Genomic DNA, 20,182 nt, shown 5'->3' with positions numbered 1-20,182 from the left:
GCTCCCTGCTTGTCTCTTCATTAGCAATAACGGCTTTTTCAAAGCCGCCTTAACTTACTGCTTTGTTCAGTTAAGGAACTCCGGGGTGATAACAAAAATGCCCTGGTTCTGCGCTTACACCAACCGCAGATCGCTGAGACCGGTACATTACTGCCTGCTCCCCTTCAACGTTTATCGAATATGATAATGCAAAAGTATAATCTAGTTGCCGGTGTTAGTCAAGACGTTCGCCGTCGCCTGTATAAACGTCCGCCTCCGCCGGTTCTTCCTCGGAAAGATTCAGCCATTCATCCGAATGAAGCATTTCCATCTGGGCTTCGAGCAGCATTTTAAATTTGGTCTGGTAAACTGAAGCCTGCTTTTTCAACTCTTCAATTTCAAGCTCAATCCGGCGGGATTTGTTCAGGGCATCGTTGATAATCCGATCCGCATTTTTCTCCGCTTCCTTCACCGTCAGCTGCCCTTCCTTCTCTGCATTTTTCCGCACTTCTTCTGCCGATTCCTGGGCTACATAAATTGATTTGTTCAGCGTTTCTTCAATGCTCGAGAAATGATTAATCCGGTCTTCAAGCTCTTTTGTACGGTCATACAGCTCGTCACGTTCACGAATCACATCTTCAAAATCCTTAATGAGCTGCTTTAAAAAATCGTTTACTTCATCTTCGTCGTATCCCCGGAAACCTCTTGTGAATTCCTTATTATGAATATCCAGTGGTGTTAAAGGCAAAGTCCTTCACCCTTTCTACAATTCAAGTATGTATACCGGCCCGAAAGCCTGCTGCCTTTTACTGCATTCGCGGCGAAAAAGGCAGTTCCTTCCTTCAACAGAAAAAAGGTTATTTTTTTCTTTTCTGCTCTTTAATTCCGTACACAATCCGCTGCTTATCTTTTTTCGTGCGTCCGAGCACCTCCATCAATTTGGAGCGGCCAAGCCCGCGTACCGAAACATAATCCCCTGGACGCAGCATATAGGAGGACTGGTCGACCTTTTTCCAGTTCACGCGCACCTTTGCTTTTTCTATGAATGGGAGTGTTTTGCTTCTTGAAAGCCGGTATGCTTCTGCCATAAATGTATCAAGCCGAAGCGAAGAAACCGTCGTTTCGCGTTCCACCCACTGCTCTTCTATCGGCAGCATAGCGGAAAACGGTTTTTCCACCGGCGTTACGGAAACGTTGGCGATTTTTGGAAGGTTCAGCTCAATATAGCTGCGGACTTCGGCAGCCGCCACGAATTGAAAGCACCCCTCCCCTTCCAGAATATCACCGAACTTCTCCCGTTTTAATCCGATGCCCATCAGGGCCCCGAGAACATCCTTATGTTCAAGAGAAGCGAATTTCTGCGGATAGGATATTTCAAACAATATCAGTTGAAAATCCTCCTGCTCCGGCTGTTCGTAAAATGGATAAATCAGCGCCCGCTTTCGCTCAGCATCATCGTTTCCCCCGGCAAAAGCATAATGGACAGTTTCATCTTTTCCGATAACTGACGCTAAAATATCCCGCTCCCGCGGATCTAGAAAATCGGTCAGCCGTCTTTCGAAGTTTGTTTCGACTGCTTCTTTCCAGTCTGACGCCTGTTCCACCCAGGCTCTTTCTTCCGGCCTGAAGTGTTCGAGCATATTCATGTTGTATTCACCTCAATTAAAACAACGCCCCGGCATTGAAAAACAGCGCCCGGATGCCGGATTCTGCAAAAAAGAGTACGATGATTGCCACAATCGGCGAAATATCAAGCGGGCCGAGCGGCGGAATAAAACGGCGGAACGGCTCCAAATATGGTTCACAGATCGAACCGATAAACTGGCCGATCGTAGTTTCTCTCGCATTTGGGAACCAGGACATGAAAATATATACTATTAACACAATCCGGTAAATACTGATTAAACTAATCAGCAAAGAACCTATAAGCTGCATAATCCCTCTCCTTTCCTTCTAATAATGTTCGTCCCGTTCGGACATGATATCTGTAATAGCTCCCGAAATATCCACATTATCGGGGGCGCAGAAAAAGATCTGGCTGCCAACCTTCTGAATGTCCCCGCCGATGGCATATACAGTGCCGCTTAAAAAATCAACGATACGCCGTCCCTGCTCTCTCGGCACCCGCTGCAAATTAATGATCACTGCTTTCCGGCTGCACAGGTGATCGGCGATATCCTGCACTTCTTCGTAGCTGCGCGGCTCCAGAAGCATCACCTTCGAGGACTTCTGTACACTCTGCAGGCTCACCACGTTGCTCGGCGCTGCCCCCTGCCTGTTTTCATACTGGGCATATTGTTCTTCTTCAGAAAGAGGAACCTCCTGTTCGACCACATCGTCGTCCATCTCAAAAAAACGCCGGAACTTCGAACGCAAACTCATCTTCTCCTCTCCTTTTTACACAAAGATACCAGCTGTTTTGTTACTTAACGCCGGATTCTTTTATTCACCTACAAGCGAAGTACCGAGACGAATATGAGTAGCGCCTTCTTCAACAGCTACCATATAATCGTTGGACATTCCCATGGACAAATAATCGCAGGGAGCATGCGCCCAGTTTTTTTCCTGGATACGCCTGCGCATCTCATTCATCTGACGAAAAACCGGCCGGGTGTTTTCAGCGTCCTCTTCAAATGGAGCGAGGGTCATTAATCCTACGATCCGAAGGCCGGGAAGTTTCACCAGTGATTCGATGAACGGTTCCACTTCCTGAAGCCCAAGCCCTGCTTTACTCTCTTCTCCGGAGGCATTCACCTGTACAAAGCATTCGGTGACTGTTTCCCCGGAACGTTTATTGATTTCCTCTGCCAGGCTCCAGCGGTCCAGCGAATGAATGTATGCACATTTGCCGATAATCTTTTTCGCTTTTTTCGACTGCAGGGTGCCGATAAAATGAATGTTCGCCCGTCCGGAAACAGCTTCGTATTTTTCAAGAGCTCCTTCCACACGGTTTTCCCCCAAATTGGTTATTCCGGCTTCTACTGCCTCTACCGCCCGCTCCGGAGACACGTACTTTGTAACAGCAATGCATGTTACATCCTCCGGGTCCCGGCCGGATGCTTCACAGGCGAGGCTGATGTTGTGCTTTATCACTTTCCAGTTGGATTCCACCGTGTTCAAAGTGCAGCATCCTCCCTGTCTATATAATATAGATATAACTCATCATTCGTCCAGTTTTCCCGTTTTCACGCCGGTGGGAGAAAAACAGTTTTTCTTCAGCATAAGTACAGTAATCGCTGACAGCAATACGTTCAGGCGGCAGGCCAGCCTGTTCAAGCAGCAGTTTGTTAGCTGTTTTTAAATCAAGCGCGTACCGCCCGCTTGCCTTTTGGACCCACGGCTCCCCGCTGGAAAAATTCTGTTGATCCTTAAGCGCTGAGAGAACTGTTTCATCCACTTCATAATTAGCTCCGGATATAGCCGGCCCAATGGCCGTATATATTTGTTCAGGCGGGATCCCTTTATCTGCAAAAGCCCGGACCATTCCAGCTCCGATACTGGCTGCAGTTCCTTTCCATCCTGCGTGGGCAAGCCCTACAACCCCGGAGCTTTCTGCATAAAAGAACAGAGGAACGCAGTCAGCATAAAAACTGACAAGCGTTACTTCCTTCGACTGAGTAATCATGCCGTCAGCTTCTGCCACAGAGGTTTCCCTCCGCTCACTTCCTTTGCCGGCGTCACTGCGGCCGACCTCTACGATACGGCTGCCGTGCACCTGTTCTTCAGCAGTCCAGGTAGAAAGGGGCCGCCCGATATGTTCGGCAGTGACCATACGGTTATTTATCGTTATATTACTGTCCTCTCCTACATGAAAAGCTGTGTTACGGCTTTCGTAGGGGGGCTTTCCCGAACCGTTTAATCTTGTGGTAAAGCCGGCGGCAGCTGCTTTGCTGTTCATTTCCAGCTCGAGAATGCCGTTTGTTAGAAGGTGAAACGGCTCAGTTTGCATGCCATCACGACCTTTCTGCTTATTGATCAATTATGGGGCTTCATATAGATTACATCAGCCTTAGCGAAGAAAAGCGGGCCGTATCCGGCCCGCTTTTTTCTTCTATCACCTGCACGCGCTTAACGACGGCGCCGGTTGCGCAGGAACGTTGGAATATCGAGTCCTTCATCTTCTTCCTGTCCATCTCTGGACGATTCGTTTTCAGATACAGGCTCTTCCTTCCAATCCTGCTGAGGCGCAGACTGCTGTGGCTGCTGCGGCGCCTGCTGTCTTGTCGGCTGCTGACGGGAAACAGTCTGGCGGCCTCCGCCTCGCGATCCCTGCGCACTCCGCTGATCTTCACTATCCTGAAACCCTGTAGCAATTACCGTAACTACGATTTCGTCCTTCAGGTTCTCGTTAATAACTGAGCCAAAGATCATATTAACATCCGTGTCCGACGCTTCAGATACAATCTCAGCTGCTTCGTGCACTTCAAACAGGCTCAGGTTGGAACCGCCGGTAATGTTCATCAGTACGCCCTGAGCGCCCTCCACGGACGTTTCAAGAAGCGGACTTGATATCGCTTTTTTCGCCGCTTCCACAGCACGATTTTCTCCGGTGGATATGCCAATACCCATCAACGCAGAACCTTTTTCGCTCATGATCGTTTTTACGTCGGCAAAGTCGAGGTTAATAAGTCCCGGTACCGCGATCAGGTCACTAATGCCCTGGACGCCCTGGCGAAGAACATTATCCGCTTCACGGAATGCTTCAAGCATCGGCGTACTTTTATCCACAATTTCAAGCAGACGGTCGTTTGGAATAACAATCAGCGTATCCACTTTTTCCTTTAAAGAAGAAATCCCGTTGGAGGACTGCACCGCACGCTTTTTACCTTCAAATGTAAATGGGCGCGTAACGACACCTACGGTCAGTGCTCCAATTTCTTTGGCTACTTCAGCAATAACGGGAGCTGCACCTGTGCCTGTGCCGCCGCCCATACCGGCTGTAATAAATACCATATCGGCACCGGTCAGAGCTTCTTCGAGCTGCTCTTTGCTTTCTTCTGCAGCTTTTTTACCAATTTCCGGGTTCGCTCCAGCCCCCAGGCCTCTTGTCAGCTTTCCGCCTAATTGAAGCTTTGTTTCTGCTTCTGATAATTTCAGTGCCTGGGCGTCTGTGTTTACCGCAATAAATTCTACTCCCTGTAAACCGTTCTCAATCATACGATTCACAGCGTTCGAACCGCCACCGCCGACACCGATGACTTTAATCTGGGCTAGCTGGTCCATATCCATTTCAAATTCCAACATATGTGGTCCTCCTATATAGTCGTTTTATCCTTCGTTACTTATTCAAAGAAAGATTTAAATACGCTTCGCATCCGCTCTTTAAATCCAGGCTCCTCCGGATCTTTTTCCTTCGTCCGGTTTTGCTGGCGCGTGTTTGAACCATTGCGGTAATTAGCTTCTCCTGCTGAAGCCGGGCGGTCTGATTCTGCATACTTCTCAGAGCGTCCCGCTGCTACAACGGACTCCTCTCCACTATGAACCTTCATGCTTTTATATGCAAATTCAATCAAACCGATACTGGCTGTATACGTAGGTTCACGTACGCCAATGTAGTCCGGCATCGCAAGACGGACATGCTGCTTCCAAATGTCCTGGGCAAGCTCGAGCGTTCCCGGCATCATGACCGCTCCTCCGGTTAATACATACCCGCCCGGAAGATCATGATAACCCATGCGGTTGATTTCCTGCTGCACTAATGTAAGAATCTCTTCCATTCTCGGTTCAATAATTTCTGCCAGTTCAAGCTGCGTGAATTTTTTCTGATCATTATTTCCAAGCGTCTGAATGGAAAATGACAAATCATCAGAAGCATCATCAATAAAGGCATGACCATGCTCAAGCTTCAGGCGCTCTGCTTCTTCGGCGGTCGTTCTGATTCCGACAGAAATATCGTTTGATATATGGCTGCCGCCAATTGGAAGAAAGGACATTGTCTGCAGCTGGCCTTCCTGGAATACAGAGACCGTCGTCGAGCCGCCGCCAATATCAATTAAGGCTACTCCAAGAGATCGCTCGTCCTTTGAAACAGCTACACTCCCTGAAGCCAACGGCTGAAGGACAATGTCTGCAATTTCCAGTCCTGCTCGCTCCACACAGCGTAGTAGGTTATGTAAAGCGGTTTTGGCTCCTGTAATAATAGTGCCTTCCATCTCCAGACGGGTACCGAGCATGCCGCGCGGATCTTTAATTCCATCCATACCGTCTACAATAAACTGGGCTGGAATAATATCAATAATTTCTCTGTCTGGCGGAATACTCATCACATGTGCCGCATCGATTACTCTCTCTACATCCTCATCCTGAATTTCACGATCAGTGCTTGATACGGCCACTATTCCATTACACGCCCGCATTTCCACCTGATTACCATTAATTCCTACAATGACCTGCTTTACTTCTAAATCAACCATTCGTTCCGCCTGGTCTACGGCCTCTTTGATCGCTTTCACCGTTTCATCGATATCGACGATCGCACCTTTTCTCATGCCGATAGACGGCGCCCGGCCGACTCCGATAATTTTTAAGGCACCACCGCTCATATCTCCGATAATCGCTCGGACAGACGATGTGCCGACATCAAGACTGACATACAAATTTTCACTGTTCAAGGTTGGGCACCCCCTTATAGATCTATTTTCGTTTCGATTTTACAGCTATTTTGTCCTTTATATTTCCATACGCACCAGAATTTTTCCGATTGCGCTTCCATTAATAATATGCGGCAGTATTTTTGTTCAGGTTAAGAAAAATACGCCTTCTTTTCAGTCTACAACAACTATCTTCAATGGAAAAGGCAATTTTCAAACAATATTCATTCTTTTATTGTCCAGCTCCATTGGCACTATCGTTTTCTTCTGTGTCAGAAGTTCCGTTTTCTGTCCCTTCAGGAGTATCATTTCCTTCAATGAAGCTTTCCTCCGGCATTTCCTGCGTGCCTTCCATTTCTTCCCCAGATCCTTCCTCCGGCTCTGCTGCTTCAAAATACGGAGCCCTCATCATATAAAGCACCCCGTTTTGGCTGGCATCAATATTTCTTGCAATGGATGGGTACGAGCCCATATACTCCGAGAATTCAGAAACAGAACTGCGGACCTCAAGACCGTCGTTCATGTAAAGAGTGATATTATCCTCCTCATTTTCAGAAGGATCGAAATATACTTCTGAAATCCGGTTGGTCACCCCTTCACCTAATTTACCAAGTTCCGCTGCGAACGCTTCAAGTCTTTCTTCTTTCTCAAAATTCTGCAGAAGCGGCGCATCTGCCGGAAGTTCGCTGCTTACGTTATCTGTAAGCTCGTGACCGTTTTCAAGCACCGGGGCATAAGCGCCTTCAACCTGCGTATAAGCAACTTTTTCATACTCAGTAACCTCAATGTTTACCGTCGCCGGCCAGGATCTCGTCACCTCTGCTTCTTGAATTTCTGGCAGCTTCTCTACATTATTCTTAATCACGTTTCTGTCCATTTCCCAGATATTTGTTCCGACCTGGGCCCCGCTTTCTTCTTTAACAACCTGTTTTTCTGTGAATTGGGCTCCGCTCGTTTCAATACTGCGGATATGACTTAACGGAGATTGAAAATAAATAACCAGTCCAATTAATACAAAAAATACAGCCAGATAGATAAACAGCCGGCGCCGCGATTTTTGTCGGCGCTGCTCCTTTAAACTGGGGTGATGCTCTTCGAGCGAGACCAGTTTGCCATCATTTGGCTTTCTCACACCGCAGTCCTCCTCTGTTTCCCCACTTATCAGCTGTCGGCTGATCTTTTGTTTACAATTTCCACTTCGGTCTCAAGCTCAATGCCATAAGCTTCTTTCACGGAGGAACGAGCTTTTTCAATTAATGCCAGCACATCAGATGCTTTGGCTTCCCCTGTGTTAACAATAAAGTTTGCATGAAGCTCTGATATCTGCGCACCGCCGATCACGTGACCTTTTAACCCGAGGTTTTCTATAAGCTCACCGGCATGGTCAGGCAGAGGGTTCCGGAACACACTACCGGCACAGGGATGAGCCCACGGCTGCGTCTCTCTTCTGTACTCTTTGTATTCCTGCATTTCTTTAAAAATGACGTCTTTTTCCCCCTGCTCAAGCTTGAGCCTGGCAGCAACACAGATGCCTTTATCCGACTGGAGCCTGGAGGTACGGTAGGCAAATCCCATTTCTTCGTTAGGAATCCACTCCATTGTTCCATCCGGAAATAAAATTAACGCTTCTACCAATACCTTTGACATGTCAGAGCCGTGGGCGCCTGCATTCATAAATACTGCACCGCCGACACTCCCAGGAATGCCCCCGGCAAACTCCATGCCTCCGTATCCGTCCCGGCTTAAAATCGTAGCGAGCCGGACTAATGGATAGCCCGCTTCCACCGTGACTATACCGTTATCGTTTTCCATATTGGCAAGCTTCGTGCCAAATTTTATTACTACGCCTTCAATCCCCTCATCATCCACCAGCAGATTTGATCCACGGCCGATAGCGCGCCATGGAAGATTTTCTTCCTGAATCCATTTCATGGCGTTTTCCAGTTCTTCCACGCTTGTCGGCTCAATTAGCCAGTCCGCCGGCCCGCCAATTTTCCAAGTCGTATGCTTCGCCAGTGGTTCATCTTTCAGTACTTTGCCAAAGTCTTCGAACTTCCATGCTGATTCCGCCTCTTGTCCCATACGATCCCCTCCTGTTTATTCATTTTTTTATTTCAGACTCCCTGGATTCCATTACATTTTTTGTTTGTTTTTGTGTACTCTCTCTTTAAAGAATGCATCATTCGATCCATTCCTGAAACCACCTATTAAAGGTAGCTTCAGGAGTGGAGCAAAAATGCGCCCCATATCATTTATACTTTTCTACATATTCCATAAACGTCCGTCCCCGTTCTTCAAACGTCCGGAACTGATCCCAGCTCGCACAGGCAGGAGAGAGCAGCAGCACATCCCCGCTTTCAGAAAGCTGGAAGCCTTTGTCTACAGCATCCGCCAAAAATTCTGTGCGATGGATTTCATTCACCCCTGCTTCCTGAGCAGATGCCGCCAGTTTGTCCCGGGTCTCGCCGTAGGCAACGATGGCTTTGATTTTCCGAAAAGACTCAATCAAATCATCGAAGGTGTTTCCACGGTCAAGCCCTCCGGCCAAAAGCACCACCGGCTCTTCGAAAGCTTCGATCGCCTTTTGGGTGGAAAGCATGTTTGTCGCTTTTGAATCGTTGTAAATTTTGCGCCCGTTCACAATCCCGCTGAATTGAAGCCGGTGTTCGATGCCGTGGAAATCGGATAATGCCAAATCGATGGCTTTGTTGGATGCACCAAGTACTTTAGCTGCAGCAATTGCTGCTAGCATATTTTCCTTGTTATGTGCTCCGGGAAGAGAGGCACGCTCGACAGCCATCACCGGCTCTGTTTTATAATAAAACATACCTTCTTTAATATAGGCGCCGTTTTCACAGACAGTCTCTGTGGAAAATGGCACAAGTGCGGCGCCTGAGCTTTCAGCAATTCGTTTTACCTCTTTTTGATCATAATTGTAGACTGCTGTATCTTCTGCGTTCATGTTTTGAAAGAGCTTTGCTTTTGAGTGCTCGTAGTCATTCCGCGAGCCATGGTAATCCAGATGGGCATCGAAAAGGTTTAACAGCACCCCAACCTTCGGGCGGAACTGGCGTGTCCCTTTCAATTGAAAGCTCGAAACCTCTGTAACCATGATCTGGTCTTTTTTAATCTGAGGAGCTACTTCACATGCCACGTTCCCAATATTACCAGCCACAGCGGCTTCTCTGTGGTCATTTTTGAAAATGGCCTGGATCAATGAGGTAGTAGTGGTTTTACCGTTCGAGCCGGTAATAGCCATCATCGTCCCTTCACACAGTTCTGCGGCAAGCTCAATCTCCGTAATAATATTAAATTGTTTTTCCAGGGCTTTTTCGATAAAAGGGTGGTGGTAGGGAATACCCGGATTTTTTACAATGACCGAAAACGATTCTTCGAGCAAGGAGGCCGGATGGCTTCCTGTAATCAGCCGAATGCCGAGATCCTCAAGCTCCTGAATCTTTGTGTCTCCTTCTTCCGCTTCCTTTCCGTCATTCACGGTCACCTCCGCTCCAGAGCGGTGCATCAGCTTCGCTGCCGCTAATCCACTTTTAGCCAAACCTATGATAAGCACTTTTTTTCCCTTATATTCTTCTAAGCGATCCATTATAAAAACACCTCTAATGCGACCCCGGACAGTCCGGCGGCGGCACCTACCACCCAAAAAGCAGTAACGACCTGCCACTCCGACCAGCCTGATAGTTCAAAATGGTGATGAACCGGGCTCATTTTAAATACTTTTTTCCCTCTTAATTTGTAAGAAATCACCTGAATAATGACGCTCAGCGTCTCCAGAACAAATACGAGGCCGATCACAATCAACGTCAGTTCGGTTTTCGTTAAAATAGCTACAGCAGCAATTGCGCCCCCGAGCGCCAGGGAGCCGGTATCTCCCATGAAAATCTTTGCCGGATATTTATTGAAGATTAAAAAGCCGAGCAGACTGCCCACCACTGCAAAGGCAAACAGCCCGATGTCCATATACCCGAGCGAAAAAGCGACCAGGGCATAAGCGGCAAACGCCATTGTTCCCGTACCGGCGAGCAGTCCATCCAGACCATCCGTCAAATTCACCGCATTGGAAGCACCGACGAGCATAACAATGATAAGAAAGAAATATGCCCATCCGAATTCGAGTGACCATTCTGTTCCCGGCACAGCTACACTCGTGTCAAACGTCCCATTATACAAAACAATAAAAAAGATAAATGCAATAACGATCTGGCCCACCAGCTTTTGGATACTCGTAAGACCGAGATTTCGTTTCATGACAATTTTAATGAAATCATCCAAAAACCCAAGTATTCCAAAGCCTACTGTTACAAGCAGGAGCAGCCATATTTCCGTTGTGTAGCCAACAAAAAGCGGCAGTACGATGAGAGCAGTAATCAAAAGGCCGGCAATAATCATTACGCCTCCCATTGTTGGCGTACCGTCTTTTTTCTGATGCGATTCCGGTCCCGTTTCCCGGATACTCTGGCCGAATTTCAGCCGTTTCAAGGCTGGAATAAGAACCGGTGCTGAAACCGCACATAGAATAAATGAAACTATCGTTACTATTAAAGCTGCAAAACCCATCAAGGGAGCTCCTTTCAGTATGAAACACTAAGCCTGTTTATTATTTTTTTTTCTGACCGCCTCTTTTGCCACTTCTCGGTCATCGAATTCCAACGTTTGATCCCCTATTACCTGGTACGTCTCGTGGCCTTTGCCTGCAACAAGCACTGTGTCCCCGGCCTCTGCAAGGAATACGGCACGCTCGATCGCCTTCCGGCGGTCCTCAATGATTTCGTATTTTGCACCAGTAAACCCTGTTTCCATCTGCTCCAATATTTTAACCGGGTCTTCCGAGCGCGGATTGTCAGAGGTGAGAATCACCAGATCACTGAATTTTTCTGCTGCAGCTGCCATTTTTGGCCTTTTTTCTTTGTCTCTGTCTCCGCCGCATCCTATCACGGTATAGAGACGTCCTTCTGTCATATCAAAGGCTGTTTGAGCTACATTTTCCAACCCGCCTGGAGTGTGGGCATAATCAACGACAATGGTGCTTTTCTGCCCTGCTTCTACAGCTTCAAATCTGCCGCTTACGACCGGAGCATTTTTTAGGCCGTCAACGATGCTTGTGACGGAAACGTTTTCCGCAATGCAGGCAGTAATGGCTGCGAGCGCATTGTAGACATTGAACCTTCCAAGCAGCGGATATTCCACCACCGTGCTTCCCCAAGGGGTATTCAGCGTAAACGATGTTTTACCGCCGGTGGTTTTTATGTTTTCGGCATAGATATCGTTATGGTCACTGATCCCATAAGTGAGTACCGGAGCTGTCGTTACGGCCTGAAAGTAATCGGAGGCTTCGTCGTCTCCGTTTATAACCGCAGTGCCCAGTTCTCCTGCAAAGCTGTTGCCCAGCTGGGAAAACAGCAGGCTTTTAGCGTTCCTGTAGCTTTCCATCGATCCATGATAGTCCAGATGATCCTGTGAAAGGTTTGTAAAGACTGCTGTACGGAACTGGACACCCCGTACGCGCCCCATCTGCAGGGCGTGAGACGAAACCTCCATCACACAGCTTTTCACTTCTTTGTCCCGCATATCCGCAAACAGCTGCTGCAGATCCAGGGATTCAGGCGTGGTGTTATTGGTCTTTACGGATTCATTTCCGATTTTTGCATACATAGTGCCGATTAAGCCTGTCTTTGTCTGCTCTTCGTTCAGGATAGATTCAACTAAATGGCTGGTGGTGGTTTTACCATTTGTACCGGTAATACCGATTACGCGAACATCCTTTGTGGGATGTTCGTAGAAATGATCCGCTGCGTAAGCCATTACCTTCTGCGTATCCTTCACGATCCACACAGGGACTTCAACGTCCACGTGCCGTTCGGCTATCACAGCCGCCGCTCCGTTGCTTACTGCATCGGCGGCAAAATCATGGCCGTCTACCTGGGTTCCTTCAATACAAAAAAACAGACCATTTGGGGTCACTCCCCTGGAATCCATATGTAAGCTTTCTATTTCTTTGTCTTCGCGCTCAAGCCGCACCATTATACTTGGAATGATGTCTGTAATATATTTCATTTCCGTGCCTCTTTTCTATCCGGAGCAAGTGTTTACCACTAATTATAGAAAAAAATGTGTTTCGTCCTTCCCGGCTGTCTTTTAATGAACATGCACGCAGAGAACTATGTTCATTCTCTGCGTACACCTCACTCATTCTAATGCGAACGATAAAACATGTCATGGGACAATCGTCATTAATTTTCTACCGGTGCTTCACCTTCTTCTTGCTGCTCTTCGCCAGAGCTTTCCTGGGTTTCATTTTCCTGGGCTTCAGATTCCTCTGTTTCGGCCTCTTCCGGAGACGCTTCCCCATTTTCATTTTCCGCGCTATTTTCTTCCGTTTCCTCCTGCTCTGTCTGAGCTTCCTGCAATTCGTCCGGAGCCACCAGCTCGACTTCCATATTGCCGGCGGCATTTGCAGCCGTGCCGGGCTCTACCGACTGGGAGCTCACATAGCCGGAGCCGCTGGTGTCTATATCAATTTCAAGCAGCGCCTCGAGCCGCTGGATTTCCCGCAGGGACCATCCGCTGACATCAGGAATACTTTTTTGTCCATTTGTAAGGAAGATTACTTTTTCACCTACGATCAGCCGTTCCGTGTTCGTAGGAACCTGACTTTCCACCTGCTTGCCGCTGCCAATTATCACTGGCTCTAGCCCCGCATTCTTAGCGGCGTTTTCAGCTTTATTTACTGATTTCCCGGTATAGTCTTCAAACTCAATGCCTGACTCTTCATAGGCTTCCGTATTTTCGACGTCCGACGGTTCTAAATTCATATACGAAAGACTTTGTTGCATTACCGGGTTAAAAATAGCGCTCACGGCATCTGAGCCTGTTTCTGTCGCTTCAAGATCCGGACGGTCAACAATGACGTAGACAATAACTTCCGGATCGTCCGCCGGCGCCATTCCGATGAAGGAGAAAACATTTTGATTCTCCCCGCTCAGATAACCTCCTCCTTCAGGATCGGGAATTTGAGCAGTCCCCGTTTTTCCAGCAACATCAACTCCGTCAATTTGATAAGGGGCCCCTGTGCCATTCTCCCCGTCAACGACTGTTTGCAGCTTATTTCTTGTCTCCTGGGCCGCACTTTTACTGATCGGTGTTCCAGCTTCCTTTGGTTCGGATTGATAAGTTGTTTCATTATTATTCGGATTCTCAATATGGTCAATCACATAAGGCTGCATCATTTTGCCATCATTAGCGATAGCAGTGGCTCCCTGAATCATTTGAATCGGGGTAACCGTTGACGCCTGACCAAAGGCAGTAATCCCTTCATTTAAAGGGGTTTCTTCTGCTAACGCCCCATCCGCTTCATTCGGGAGATCAATACCTGTTTCCTGCCCGAAACCGAAGTCCTCCAGGTAATCAAAAAGAGCACCCTCCGGCAGAATTTCAAGCGCAATTCTCATGAATGCTACGTTTGAAGAACGACGGAGGCCTTCATTGTACGTAATTTCTCCCCAGCCTTCTCCGTTGTTGTGATCCCGCATCGTTTCCCCGGAGACTTCGTATGTGCCGGATTCATAGGTTTCCTTCCCTTCGTAAACCCCTTCATCGATTGCAGCTGCGAGAGTAAACATCTTAATCGTGGACCCGGGCTCAAACTGGTCGGAGACTGCATAGTTTGTGTAATTTTCAATTTGTTCGTATTCGTTTGGATTAAAGCTCGGCCGGTTGCTCATACCGAGAATCTCGCCACTGTCCGCATCAGCCACGATGCCCGTCATTTTATTTGGGCTGTAGTTTTCCTCAACCTCGGACATCGACTGCTCGAGTACACTTTGAATATTGCCATCAAGCGTTAAGTGAACATCCTCGCCGTCCTTGGCTGTGTTTGTGGTCGTCTCATCTTCTTCGAGAAGAGCATTTTCCTCTGATTCCGTCCTGGTGCCATCCTCGCCGGTCAGCTCTTCATTCAAGCCGGCTTCGAGTCCCATCTGGGCTTCTGACATGTCCCGGTTCGTGTAGCCAAGCACATGGCTTGCAAACGTCTGGTTCGGGTAATAGCGGCTCGGTTCCTCTCGAAAATGGACGCCTGCCAGATCAAGCTGTTCGATTTCTTCTCTTTCAGACAATGTTAAATATTTGCTGCCGGAACCAAGCTCTACCTGGTACTGGTCACGTTCGAGCATGTCCTCGAGTTCTGCCGCTTCCATTCCGATCAGCGGCCCAAGCTCTTTTGCTACTCTGCCCGGGTTTTTCACATGGTCATCGTAGGATTCATCAAGGACAGCATACACAGAATAGGAGGGCACCTGTTCCGCCAGCGGCTCTCCCTGCTTGTCATAAATAGTGCCCCGTTTTGCCTCAACGGTTTCGGTCGACGTATACCTTGAATCTGCCATACTTGCAAGATCATTGCCCTCTACTGATTTCCCCACCTGGATATACACCATACGGCCGGTAAAAACGAGGAAAAAAACAGCTACAGCAATAACCAACAAAAGCGCCCGCATTTTCGTACTTTTCAATTTCTTCATGCTGAGAACGTTCACCACCTGAGTTTTTACATGTAACGGGGCGTAGGTTAACTTGCAAGAAGGGAGCAGTACTACCGCGTTTCCACGGATTCCCCTCCCTTCTGCATCAGTTCTGTTCTGTTCCGTTTACGACTTGAATATTTTCGTCTTTCATTTCCATATCCAGTTCATTTTTTGCGTAGTCCATGATACGCTCCGGTGAACTAAGTTCAGCCACCTGCAGCTCAAGGTTTTGATTCACCTGCTGCTGCTCCTGGACCTGCGTTGCAGTCTGGTCAATTTGCTGGTCCTGGGCGTGTATCGTAGCAAAGTTTGAAACGATGAAAAAGGATGCGATTAAAATCCCTATTATGACAGCCGTCATAATCAGTTTTTCACCCTTTGTAATACCACCACGAACATGGTACTGGACTTTTTTATGTACTATTTGTTTGTCTTCCTGCTGGCGTTTAATCTGCTGTGCCAAATTCTCCATTATTGTTTCCCCTCCTCGCGTTTTTCGATGATTCGAAGCTTCGCGGAAGCCGCCCTTGGATTTTGCGTCAGTTCATCTTCTGATGGCAGGATCGGTTTCTTTGTCACCAGGTTAAAATCTGGTTCTGCTTCATCGGGCACGACCGGGAGTCCCTTCGGAAGCGGAGGTGGAGAACTTTTCTGTTTAAATAACTTTTTACAAATTCTGTCTTCTAACGAATGAAATGTTATTACGCACAATCTTCCGCCCGGCGCTAACATTGTCAGCGCATCGTCGAGCGCTTCTTTGAACACATCAAGTTCATTATTTACAGCAATTCGCAAAGCCTGAAAAGTCCGCTTCGCCGGATGACCGCCTTTTCTCCTGGCCGGTGCAGGTATTGCACTTTTGATGATTTCCACTAATTCTTCCGTCGTTTCAATACGGTAATCTTCACGCGCTTTTTCGATTTTTCTGGCAATCTGCTTTGAAAAACGTTCTTCTCCGTATTCCGAAAGGATCTGCCAGATTTCCTGAAACGGTGCTTCATTGACGATGTGCGCTGCTGTACGCTCCTGCCGGTGCCTGTCCATTCTCATATCAAGAGGAGCATTGTAGCGGTAGCTGAATCCTCTTTCCGGACGATCAAACTGTGGCGATGAAACTCCAAGATCGAATAATATCCCGTTTACCTGCCCGGCTTGAAGCTCAAGCAGCTCTTCCTTTAAAAACTGGAAATTGCTATGTACGATCCTGAAATTTTCTCCATGAGCGTAAAGCCGCTGCTGGGCATGCTCAATCGCTTCCTCATCCTGGTCAAAGGCGATTAAAAAACCTTCAGCAGACAGTTGTTTCATAATTTCTTCACTGTGTCCGCCGCCGCCGAGGGTACAATCAACATACACACCGTGCGGCTGAATGTTTAGTCCCTGGACTGCTGCTTTCTTCAATACGGTTTCATGCTCAAATTGTGGCGGCACTTCTATTCCTCCGGCAAAAACGTGTTTGATGCTGCTTTAAAAATCCAAATCGGCCATGTTCTCTGCAATATCCGGAAATACTTCTTCTGATTCTGTGTAATATTCGTCCCATTTGTGTTTATCCCATATTTCTACTCGGCTGCTTACCCCGATGATCATACATTCTTTTTTTAATTCTGCATATTGGCGGAGGGTGGTAGGAATCATCGAACGTCCCTGCTTATCAAGTTCACATTCGGATGCTCCTGAAAAGAAAAAACGGGTGAATGCCCTTGCATCTTTTTTTGTGAAAGGCAAAGCTTTTAATTTGGTTTCAATTCGCTCCCATTCGTCATATGGATAAACAAACAAGCATCCATCCAGACCACGGGTAACGACGAAAGAATCTCCCAACTTCTCCCGAAAACGGGATGGTATAATAATTCTTCCTTTGTCGTCCATATTATGTTGATATTCTCCCATAAACATATGGACCCAACCTTTCACCACTCCATACATTTAAGTTACCACATTCCCCCACTTTGTACCACTTTTTCCGGAAAATTTTTTTGACAAAAAAACTTCCCGCTATTTCGGGAAGCTTTCAGCCGGATATCGTATAAATCAGCACGAAGATGCTACAGTAATATAATGTTCTGCCGGCCGCTTTTCCATTCTATTTTAGCTGTAACCTGTGATGGAAGACAGCCGCCGAATTCATTCAGCATAAACAAAATGTTCACCTGCCGTTCCGCCGGCTCCCGGCGCGGGTAGAGCTGACCGATAATCAATTCGAGCCGCCGCAAATGAACCTGCACGGTACGCTCCTGTTCCGCATCCAGCCGGTCGCCAAGATAACGGACTTCTTTTTCAATCCTCCGCCAGTTTTCTTCTGCAAAACTTTCCTGTGAAGGGAACTGCCGAATCCATTCGTCGGCAAGAGCGGCATGCGCTTCTTTCATTTTTTCCATTACCTGTGCCGCTTTGGCTTTTCCGTCCACTTCAAGGGCAGCATGTTTCACCTCCTGAAGCTTTTGTTCGAGTACCGGTAAATTAAGCAGCTCCCTAAAGGGAAGGTGTTCTTTTTCAGCGGCCTGCTGTACCTGCCGGGTGGCATAATGTATTTCCATGCGTTTTTGCACAATTGGCACCCGCAGGCCCATTGTTTCAAACAAAGGCTTCAAAAGGGACCAGTACTGCAATTCTCCCGGGCCTGCTACGAAATGAAGAACTGGAAGCATCTGCTCCTGCATCAGCGGCCGGGTCACTACATCAGTACTGAAACGAAAGGGGGCGTGTACTGCTTCTTCCAGTAATTCCCCCGTTTTCATTGTTTCTCCCGATCTCCGGCTTCGCCAGATCCCACCTTTATATTCAAGCAGGTGCCGCACATGATTTATATGATAAAACAGGTGGCCGCTGTCAAAATTAATGCCTTTGACCTCCCCGTAGCCCGCTGCCGCTCTTTCAGCTGAACCCTGGTAAACAGCTTCTTTTATTTTTTCCGGTACAGAGAGCAGGCTTTTAAGCAACGGGGCTCCCAATTCTCTCCATTTCGGCTGCTGCGGGTCCATCATGATGAGATCCGTATCTTTAAACAGCCAGCGCATCATTTCTGCGAAAAACTGGGACCAGGATGCTGAACTATGCACCAGTACATTCACTTCGTTTCTTAATTCATTTGTCAGCGGAGTCTCCCGGAGCTTTGAAAAGGCTTCTTCCACAAATGCTTCCGCTTCCTCTGGATTAAATGGCTGTTCTGAGACAGGTACGTTCGGCAGAAAGTTGCCCTCAAATCTCGTTTTACTGAGATGTCCTTCGCCCGGGAAATTAACATGGTTTACTTCCTCCCAGTCATGGTCCTCGCCCGCGATCCAAAACAAAGGAAGCACAGGGCGCCCCAGCCTCTTTTGCTCATGCTCTGCAAGCTTGATTACCGATACAGCCTTGGATATAACCATAGACGGACCGGTAAGCATACCCGCCTGCTGGCCGCCGACTACAATGACGGTTTCTTCGTTTTCAAGTTTTTCGAGGGCTGTAACCGCCCTCCCCCCGTATTGCAGGCTGTCATTATAGTTCTGCAGAAGCTGCTTTAAACGCTGGCGTTCAAAAGACCGGTCGTCTAAATAACGAAGCCGGTCCTGCACCCCCTGTGTATTTCCAGCGTAATGAAAGAGCTGTCTGGCACTGGGTTCTCCTCTTTGATAGTCATGCAAAAAATGATTGTTTTCTGTTGGTTGACCGTACAGCACTTTCATATCAAACTACCATCCTTTATGCCTTGCTCCGTTCTATGCCATAAACTGCAGATACAACCAGTATCCGGCTAACAGGACATACCCTGCCGTAAATATAAAAAAGCTGCATCTCCATATGCCCTTAAGCACCCGAAAAAATTCCAGCTCCTCCCGGGAATGATAATGAATGATGGAGATCACTATGGCACTGGCCAGAATCACTAAATATATAACCCACAGGTAGGATTCGTTCCACAGATCACTTGACCATCTGTGCACCGAAGCGATGAACAACAATGTAGTGGAATCACAGGCAGCCCGGAAGGCGTATGTTTTTCTTTTCGTTAATTTTGCCGTGACCAGATAGGCTATGTACCAAAAAGCCGGCGGAAAGGCCAGAGCTGCTTCCATTAACCATCCATATATCTGCTGTAGCATATTTGTCACTTTCCCTCATCCAGTTTGCTCGTATTTTCTTAACTTTATCATATTAAACACCAATATTATTGATGAATTTTAGATGTCTCAAGCATTTTAGCATATCTCTACTCTCCGGACTAGTAGCATTGAACGATCAGGGACACCGACTTTTCACTTTTCGATTTAAAACGTTTTCGTGTATAATGAAGTTGGAAGTTATTAGTGAAGGAGGCCAATCGCATGAGCGGAATAGAAGTTGTACCATTACTCATAAACTACAAGACATTAGAAGAATTTCAAAACTTCAAAGAAGTTGGCGCTCAGGAGCTTTCCATGCAGGAAGAGCTCGAAGAAAACATTATGGAAAACGACAGCCGTTCTCCATTTTACGGCATTTATTTCGGAGACCGGCTCGTGGCACGCATGTGTTTATATACAATCACCGGCAAATACGACCGCTTCTTTGATCCTCCCCAGGACTATCTTGAGCTTTGGAAGCTCGAAGTACTCGAGCCTTACCGGGGACGCGGTTTTGGTGAGGAGCTTGTCAACTATGCAAAAAGCTTTGAACTGCCGGTGAAAACAAACGCACGTCAGCGTTCGGATGATTTCTGGCTGAAAATGGGCTTTGAACCCGCAGAATACAACCCGGTCAGAGACCGTGGTGAAAATCCATACGTATGGTATCCAAAAGGGGTACAGCCGCAAAAAGCAGAAGAATTAACTGCCGAACCACCTCTTTCCGATAGCGACTCGTAATATCCGATTTTCCAGTCCTTATATAAAAAAGCAGGGCGCCGTTTCCGGCTCCCTGCTTTTTTTATTACTTTTCTACAACTGTTTCACCTTTGTAAGAACCGCAATTTCTGCACACGCGGTGAGATAGTTTCTGCTCTCCACATTGTTCACATTCTACCATACCTGGTACTGCTACTTTATGATGAGCTCTGCGCATACGTTTACGGGTCTTAGAAGTACGTCTAAAAGGTACTGCCATGATTCC

General features: G+C 47.4%; 21 protein-coding genes and 1 other annotated feature (1 of these 22 only partly in view). Of the genes, 1 reads left to right on the top strand and 20 read right to left on the bottom strand.

Annotated elements, in window-relative coordinates:
- Nucleotides 1–177 (bottom strand) — a binding site (T-box leader) (it extends 55 nt beyond the left edge of the window).
- Nucleotides 178–214: 37 nt separating this feature from the next.
- The 19 genes from Q9M42_RS00645 to Q9M42_RS00555 all read right to left on the bottom strand — a co-directional run bounded on the left by Q9M42_RS00645 (nt 215) and on the right by Q9M42_RS00555 (nt 19,197).
- Nucleotides 215–727: a DivIVA domain-containing protein gene (locus Q9M42_RS00645; protein WP_322524611.1), complete on the bottom strand. Its 513-nt coding sequence runs from the start codon at nt 725–727 to the stop codon at nt 215–217.
- A 109-nt stretch (nt 728–836) separates the two neighbouring features.
- Complete coding sequence (locus Q9M42_RS00640) at nt 837–1,625, bottom strand: RNA-binding protein (protein WP_322524610.1); 789 nt, start codon at nt 1,623–1,625, stop codon at nt 837–839.
- Between the two features lie 16 nt (nt 1,626–1,641).
- Nucleotides 1,642–1,914: a YggT family protein gene (locus tag Q9M42_RS00635; protein ID WP_322524609.1), complete on the bottom strand. Its 273-nt coding sequence runs from the start codon at nt 1,912–1,914 to the stop codon at nt 1,642–1,644.
- An 18-nt stretch (nt 1,915–1,932) separates the two neighbouring features.
- The gene (locus tag Q9M42_RS00630; RefSeq protein ID WP_322524608.1) at nt 1,933–2,361 is read right to left on the bottom strand and encodes a cell division protein SepF; all 429 of its coding nucleotides are present in this window, start codon (nt 2,359–2,361) and stop codon (nt 1,933–1,935) included.
- A 60-nt stretch (nt 2,362–2,421) separates the two neighbouring features.
- A complete protein-coding gene (locus Q9M42_RS00625) occupies nt 2,422–3,099 on the bottom strand; it encodes a YggS family pyridoxal phosphate-dependent enzyme (protein ID WP_322524607.1) in 678 nt (225 codons plus the stop codon).
- 19 nt (nt 3,100–3,118) lie between these two features.
- Nucleotides 3,119–3,928, bottom strand: a complete 810-nt coding sequence (gene pgeF / locus Q9M42_RS00620) for a peptidoglycan editing factor PgeF (protein ID WP_322524606.1) — start codon at nt 3,926–3,928, stop codon at nt 3,119–3,121.
- A gap of 119 nt (nt 3,929–4,047) precedes the next feature.
- Nucleotides 4,048–5,223: a cell division protein FtsZ gene (ftsZ, locus tag Q9M42_RS00615; RefSeq protein ID WP_322524605.1), complete on the bottom strand. Its 1,176-nt coding sequence runs from the start codon at nt 5,221–5,223 to the stop codon at nt 4,048–4,050.
- 38 nt (nt 5,224–5,261) lie between these two features.
- Nucleotides 5,262–6,590, bottom strand: a complete 1,329-nt coding sequence (gene ftsA, locus Q9M42_RS00610; protein ID WP_322524604.1) for a cell division protein FtsA — start codon at nt 6,588–6,590, stop codon at nt 5,262–5,264.
- A 211-nt stretch (nt 6,591–6,801) separates the two neighbouring features.
- Nucleotides 6,802–7,701: a cell division protein FtsQ/DivIB gene (locus Q9M42_RS00605; protein WP_322524603.1), complete on the bottom strand. Its 900-nt coding sequence runs from the start codon at nt 7,699–7,701 to the stop codon at nt 6,802–6,804.
- 29 nt (nt 7,702–7,730) lie between these two features.
- Entirely contained in the window at nt 7,731–8,651 is a 921-nt protein-coding gene (gene murB, locus Q9M42_RS00600) for a UDP-N-acetylmuramate dehydrogenase (protein WP_322524602.1), read from the bottom strand.
- 166 nt (nt 8,652–8,817) lie between these two features.
- On the bottom strand, nt 8,818–10,173 hold the full coding sequence (gene murD / locus Q9M42_RS00595; protein WP_322524601.1) for a UDP-N-acetylmuramoyl-L-alanine--D-glutamate ligase: 1,356 nt from the start codon (nt 10,171–10,173) through the stop codon (nt 8,818–8,820).
- A complete protein-coding gene (gene mraY, locus Q9M42_RS00590) occupies nt 10,173–11,144 on the bottom strand; it encodes a phospho-N-acetylmuramoyl-pentapeptide-transferase (RefSeq protein WP_322524600.1) in 972 nt (323 codons plus the stop codon). Before mraY ends, murD begins: the two co-directional genes overlap by 1 nt.
- Nucleotides 11,145–11,171: 27 nt before the next feature.
- On the bottom strand, nt 11,172–12,641 hold the full coding sequence (locus tag Q9M42_RS00585) for a UDP-N-acetylmuramoyl-L-alanyl-D-glutamate--2,6-diaminopimelate ligase (protein ID WP_322524599.1): 1,470 nt from the start codon (nt 12,639–12,641) through the stop codon (nt 11,172–11,174).
- Between the two features lie 176 nt (nt 12,642–12,817).
- Nucleotides 12,818–15,106, bottom strand: a complete 2,289-nt coding sequence (locus tag Q9M42_RS00580; RefSeq protein ID WP_322524598.1) for a penicillin-binding protein — start codon at nt 15,104–15,106, stop codon at nt 12,818–12,820.
- Nucleotides 15,107–15,212: 106 nt separating this feature from the next.
- The gene (gene ftsL / locus Q9M42_RS00575) at nt 15,213–15,581 is read right to left on the bottom strand and encodes a cell division protein FtsL (RefSeq protein ID WP_322524597.1); all 369 of its coding nucleotides are present in this window, start codon (nt 15,579–15,581) and stop codon (nt 15,213–15,215) included.
- A complete protein-coding gene (gene rsmH / locus Q9M42_RS00570; protein WP_322524596.1) occupies nt 15,581–16,540 on the bottom strand; it encodes a 16S rRNA (cytosine(1402)-N(4))-methyltransferase RsmH in 960 nt (319 codons plus the stop codon). The genes ftsL and rsmH overlap by 1 nt, the downstream gene beginning before the upstream one ends.
- A 36-nt stretch (nt 16,541–16,576) precedes the next feature.
- A complete protein-coding gene (gene mraZ, locus Q9M42_RS00565; RefSeq protein ID WP_322524595.1) occupies nt 16,577–17,008 on the bottom strand; it encodes a division/cell wall cluster transcriptional repressor MraZ in 432 nt (143 codons plus the stop codon).
- A 149-nt stretch (nt 17,009–17,157) separates the two neighbouring features.
- The gene (bshC, locus tag Q9M42_RS00560; protein WP_322524594.1) at nt 17,158–18,780 is read right to left on the bottom strand and encodes a bacillithiol biosynthesis cysteine-adding enzyme BshC; all 1,623 of its coding nucleotides are present in this window, start codon (nt 18,778–18,780) and stop codon (nt 17,158–17,160) included.
- A gap of 33 nt (nt 18,781–18,813) precedes the next feature.
- Nucleotides 18,814–19,197: a DUF3397 domain-containing protein gene (locus Q9M42_RS00555; protein ID WP_322525238.1), complete on the bottom strand. Its 384-nt coding sequence runs from the start codon at nt 19,195–19,197 to the stop codon at nt 18,814–18,816.
- A 222-nt stretch (nt 19,198–19,419) separates the two neighbouring features.
- Here Q9M42_RS00555 and Q9M42_RS00550 point away from each other — a divergent pair, with 222 nt between their 5' ends.
- Entirely contained in the window at nt 19,420–19,938 is a 519-nt protein-coding gene (locus Q9M42_RS00550; protein ID WP_322524593.1) for an N-acetyltransferase, read from the top strand.
- Nucleotides 19,939–20,002: 64 nt separating this feature from the next.
- Here Q9M42_RS00550 and rpmF read toward each other — a convergent pair whose 3' ends face one another.
- Nucleotides 20,003–20,176: a 50S ribosomal protein L32 gene (rpmF, locus tag Q9M42_RS00545; protein ID WP_322524592.1), complete on the bottom strand. Its 174-nt coding sequence runs from the start codon at nt 20,174–20,176 to the stop codon at nt 20,003–20,005.
- Nucleotides 20,177–20,182: the final 6 nt, after the last annotated feature.

Source organism: Marinococcus luteus, assembly GCF_034497705.1.
In the GTDB taxonomy this organism is placed as follows: Bacteria; Bacillota; Bacilli; order Bacillales; family Marinococcaceae; genus Marinococcus; species Marinococcus luteus_A.
The sequence above is the reverse complement of the archived record's forward strand: the minus strand, read 5'-3'. Positions and strand labels throughout refer to the sequence as shown.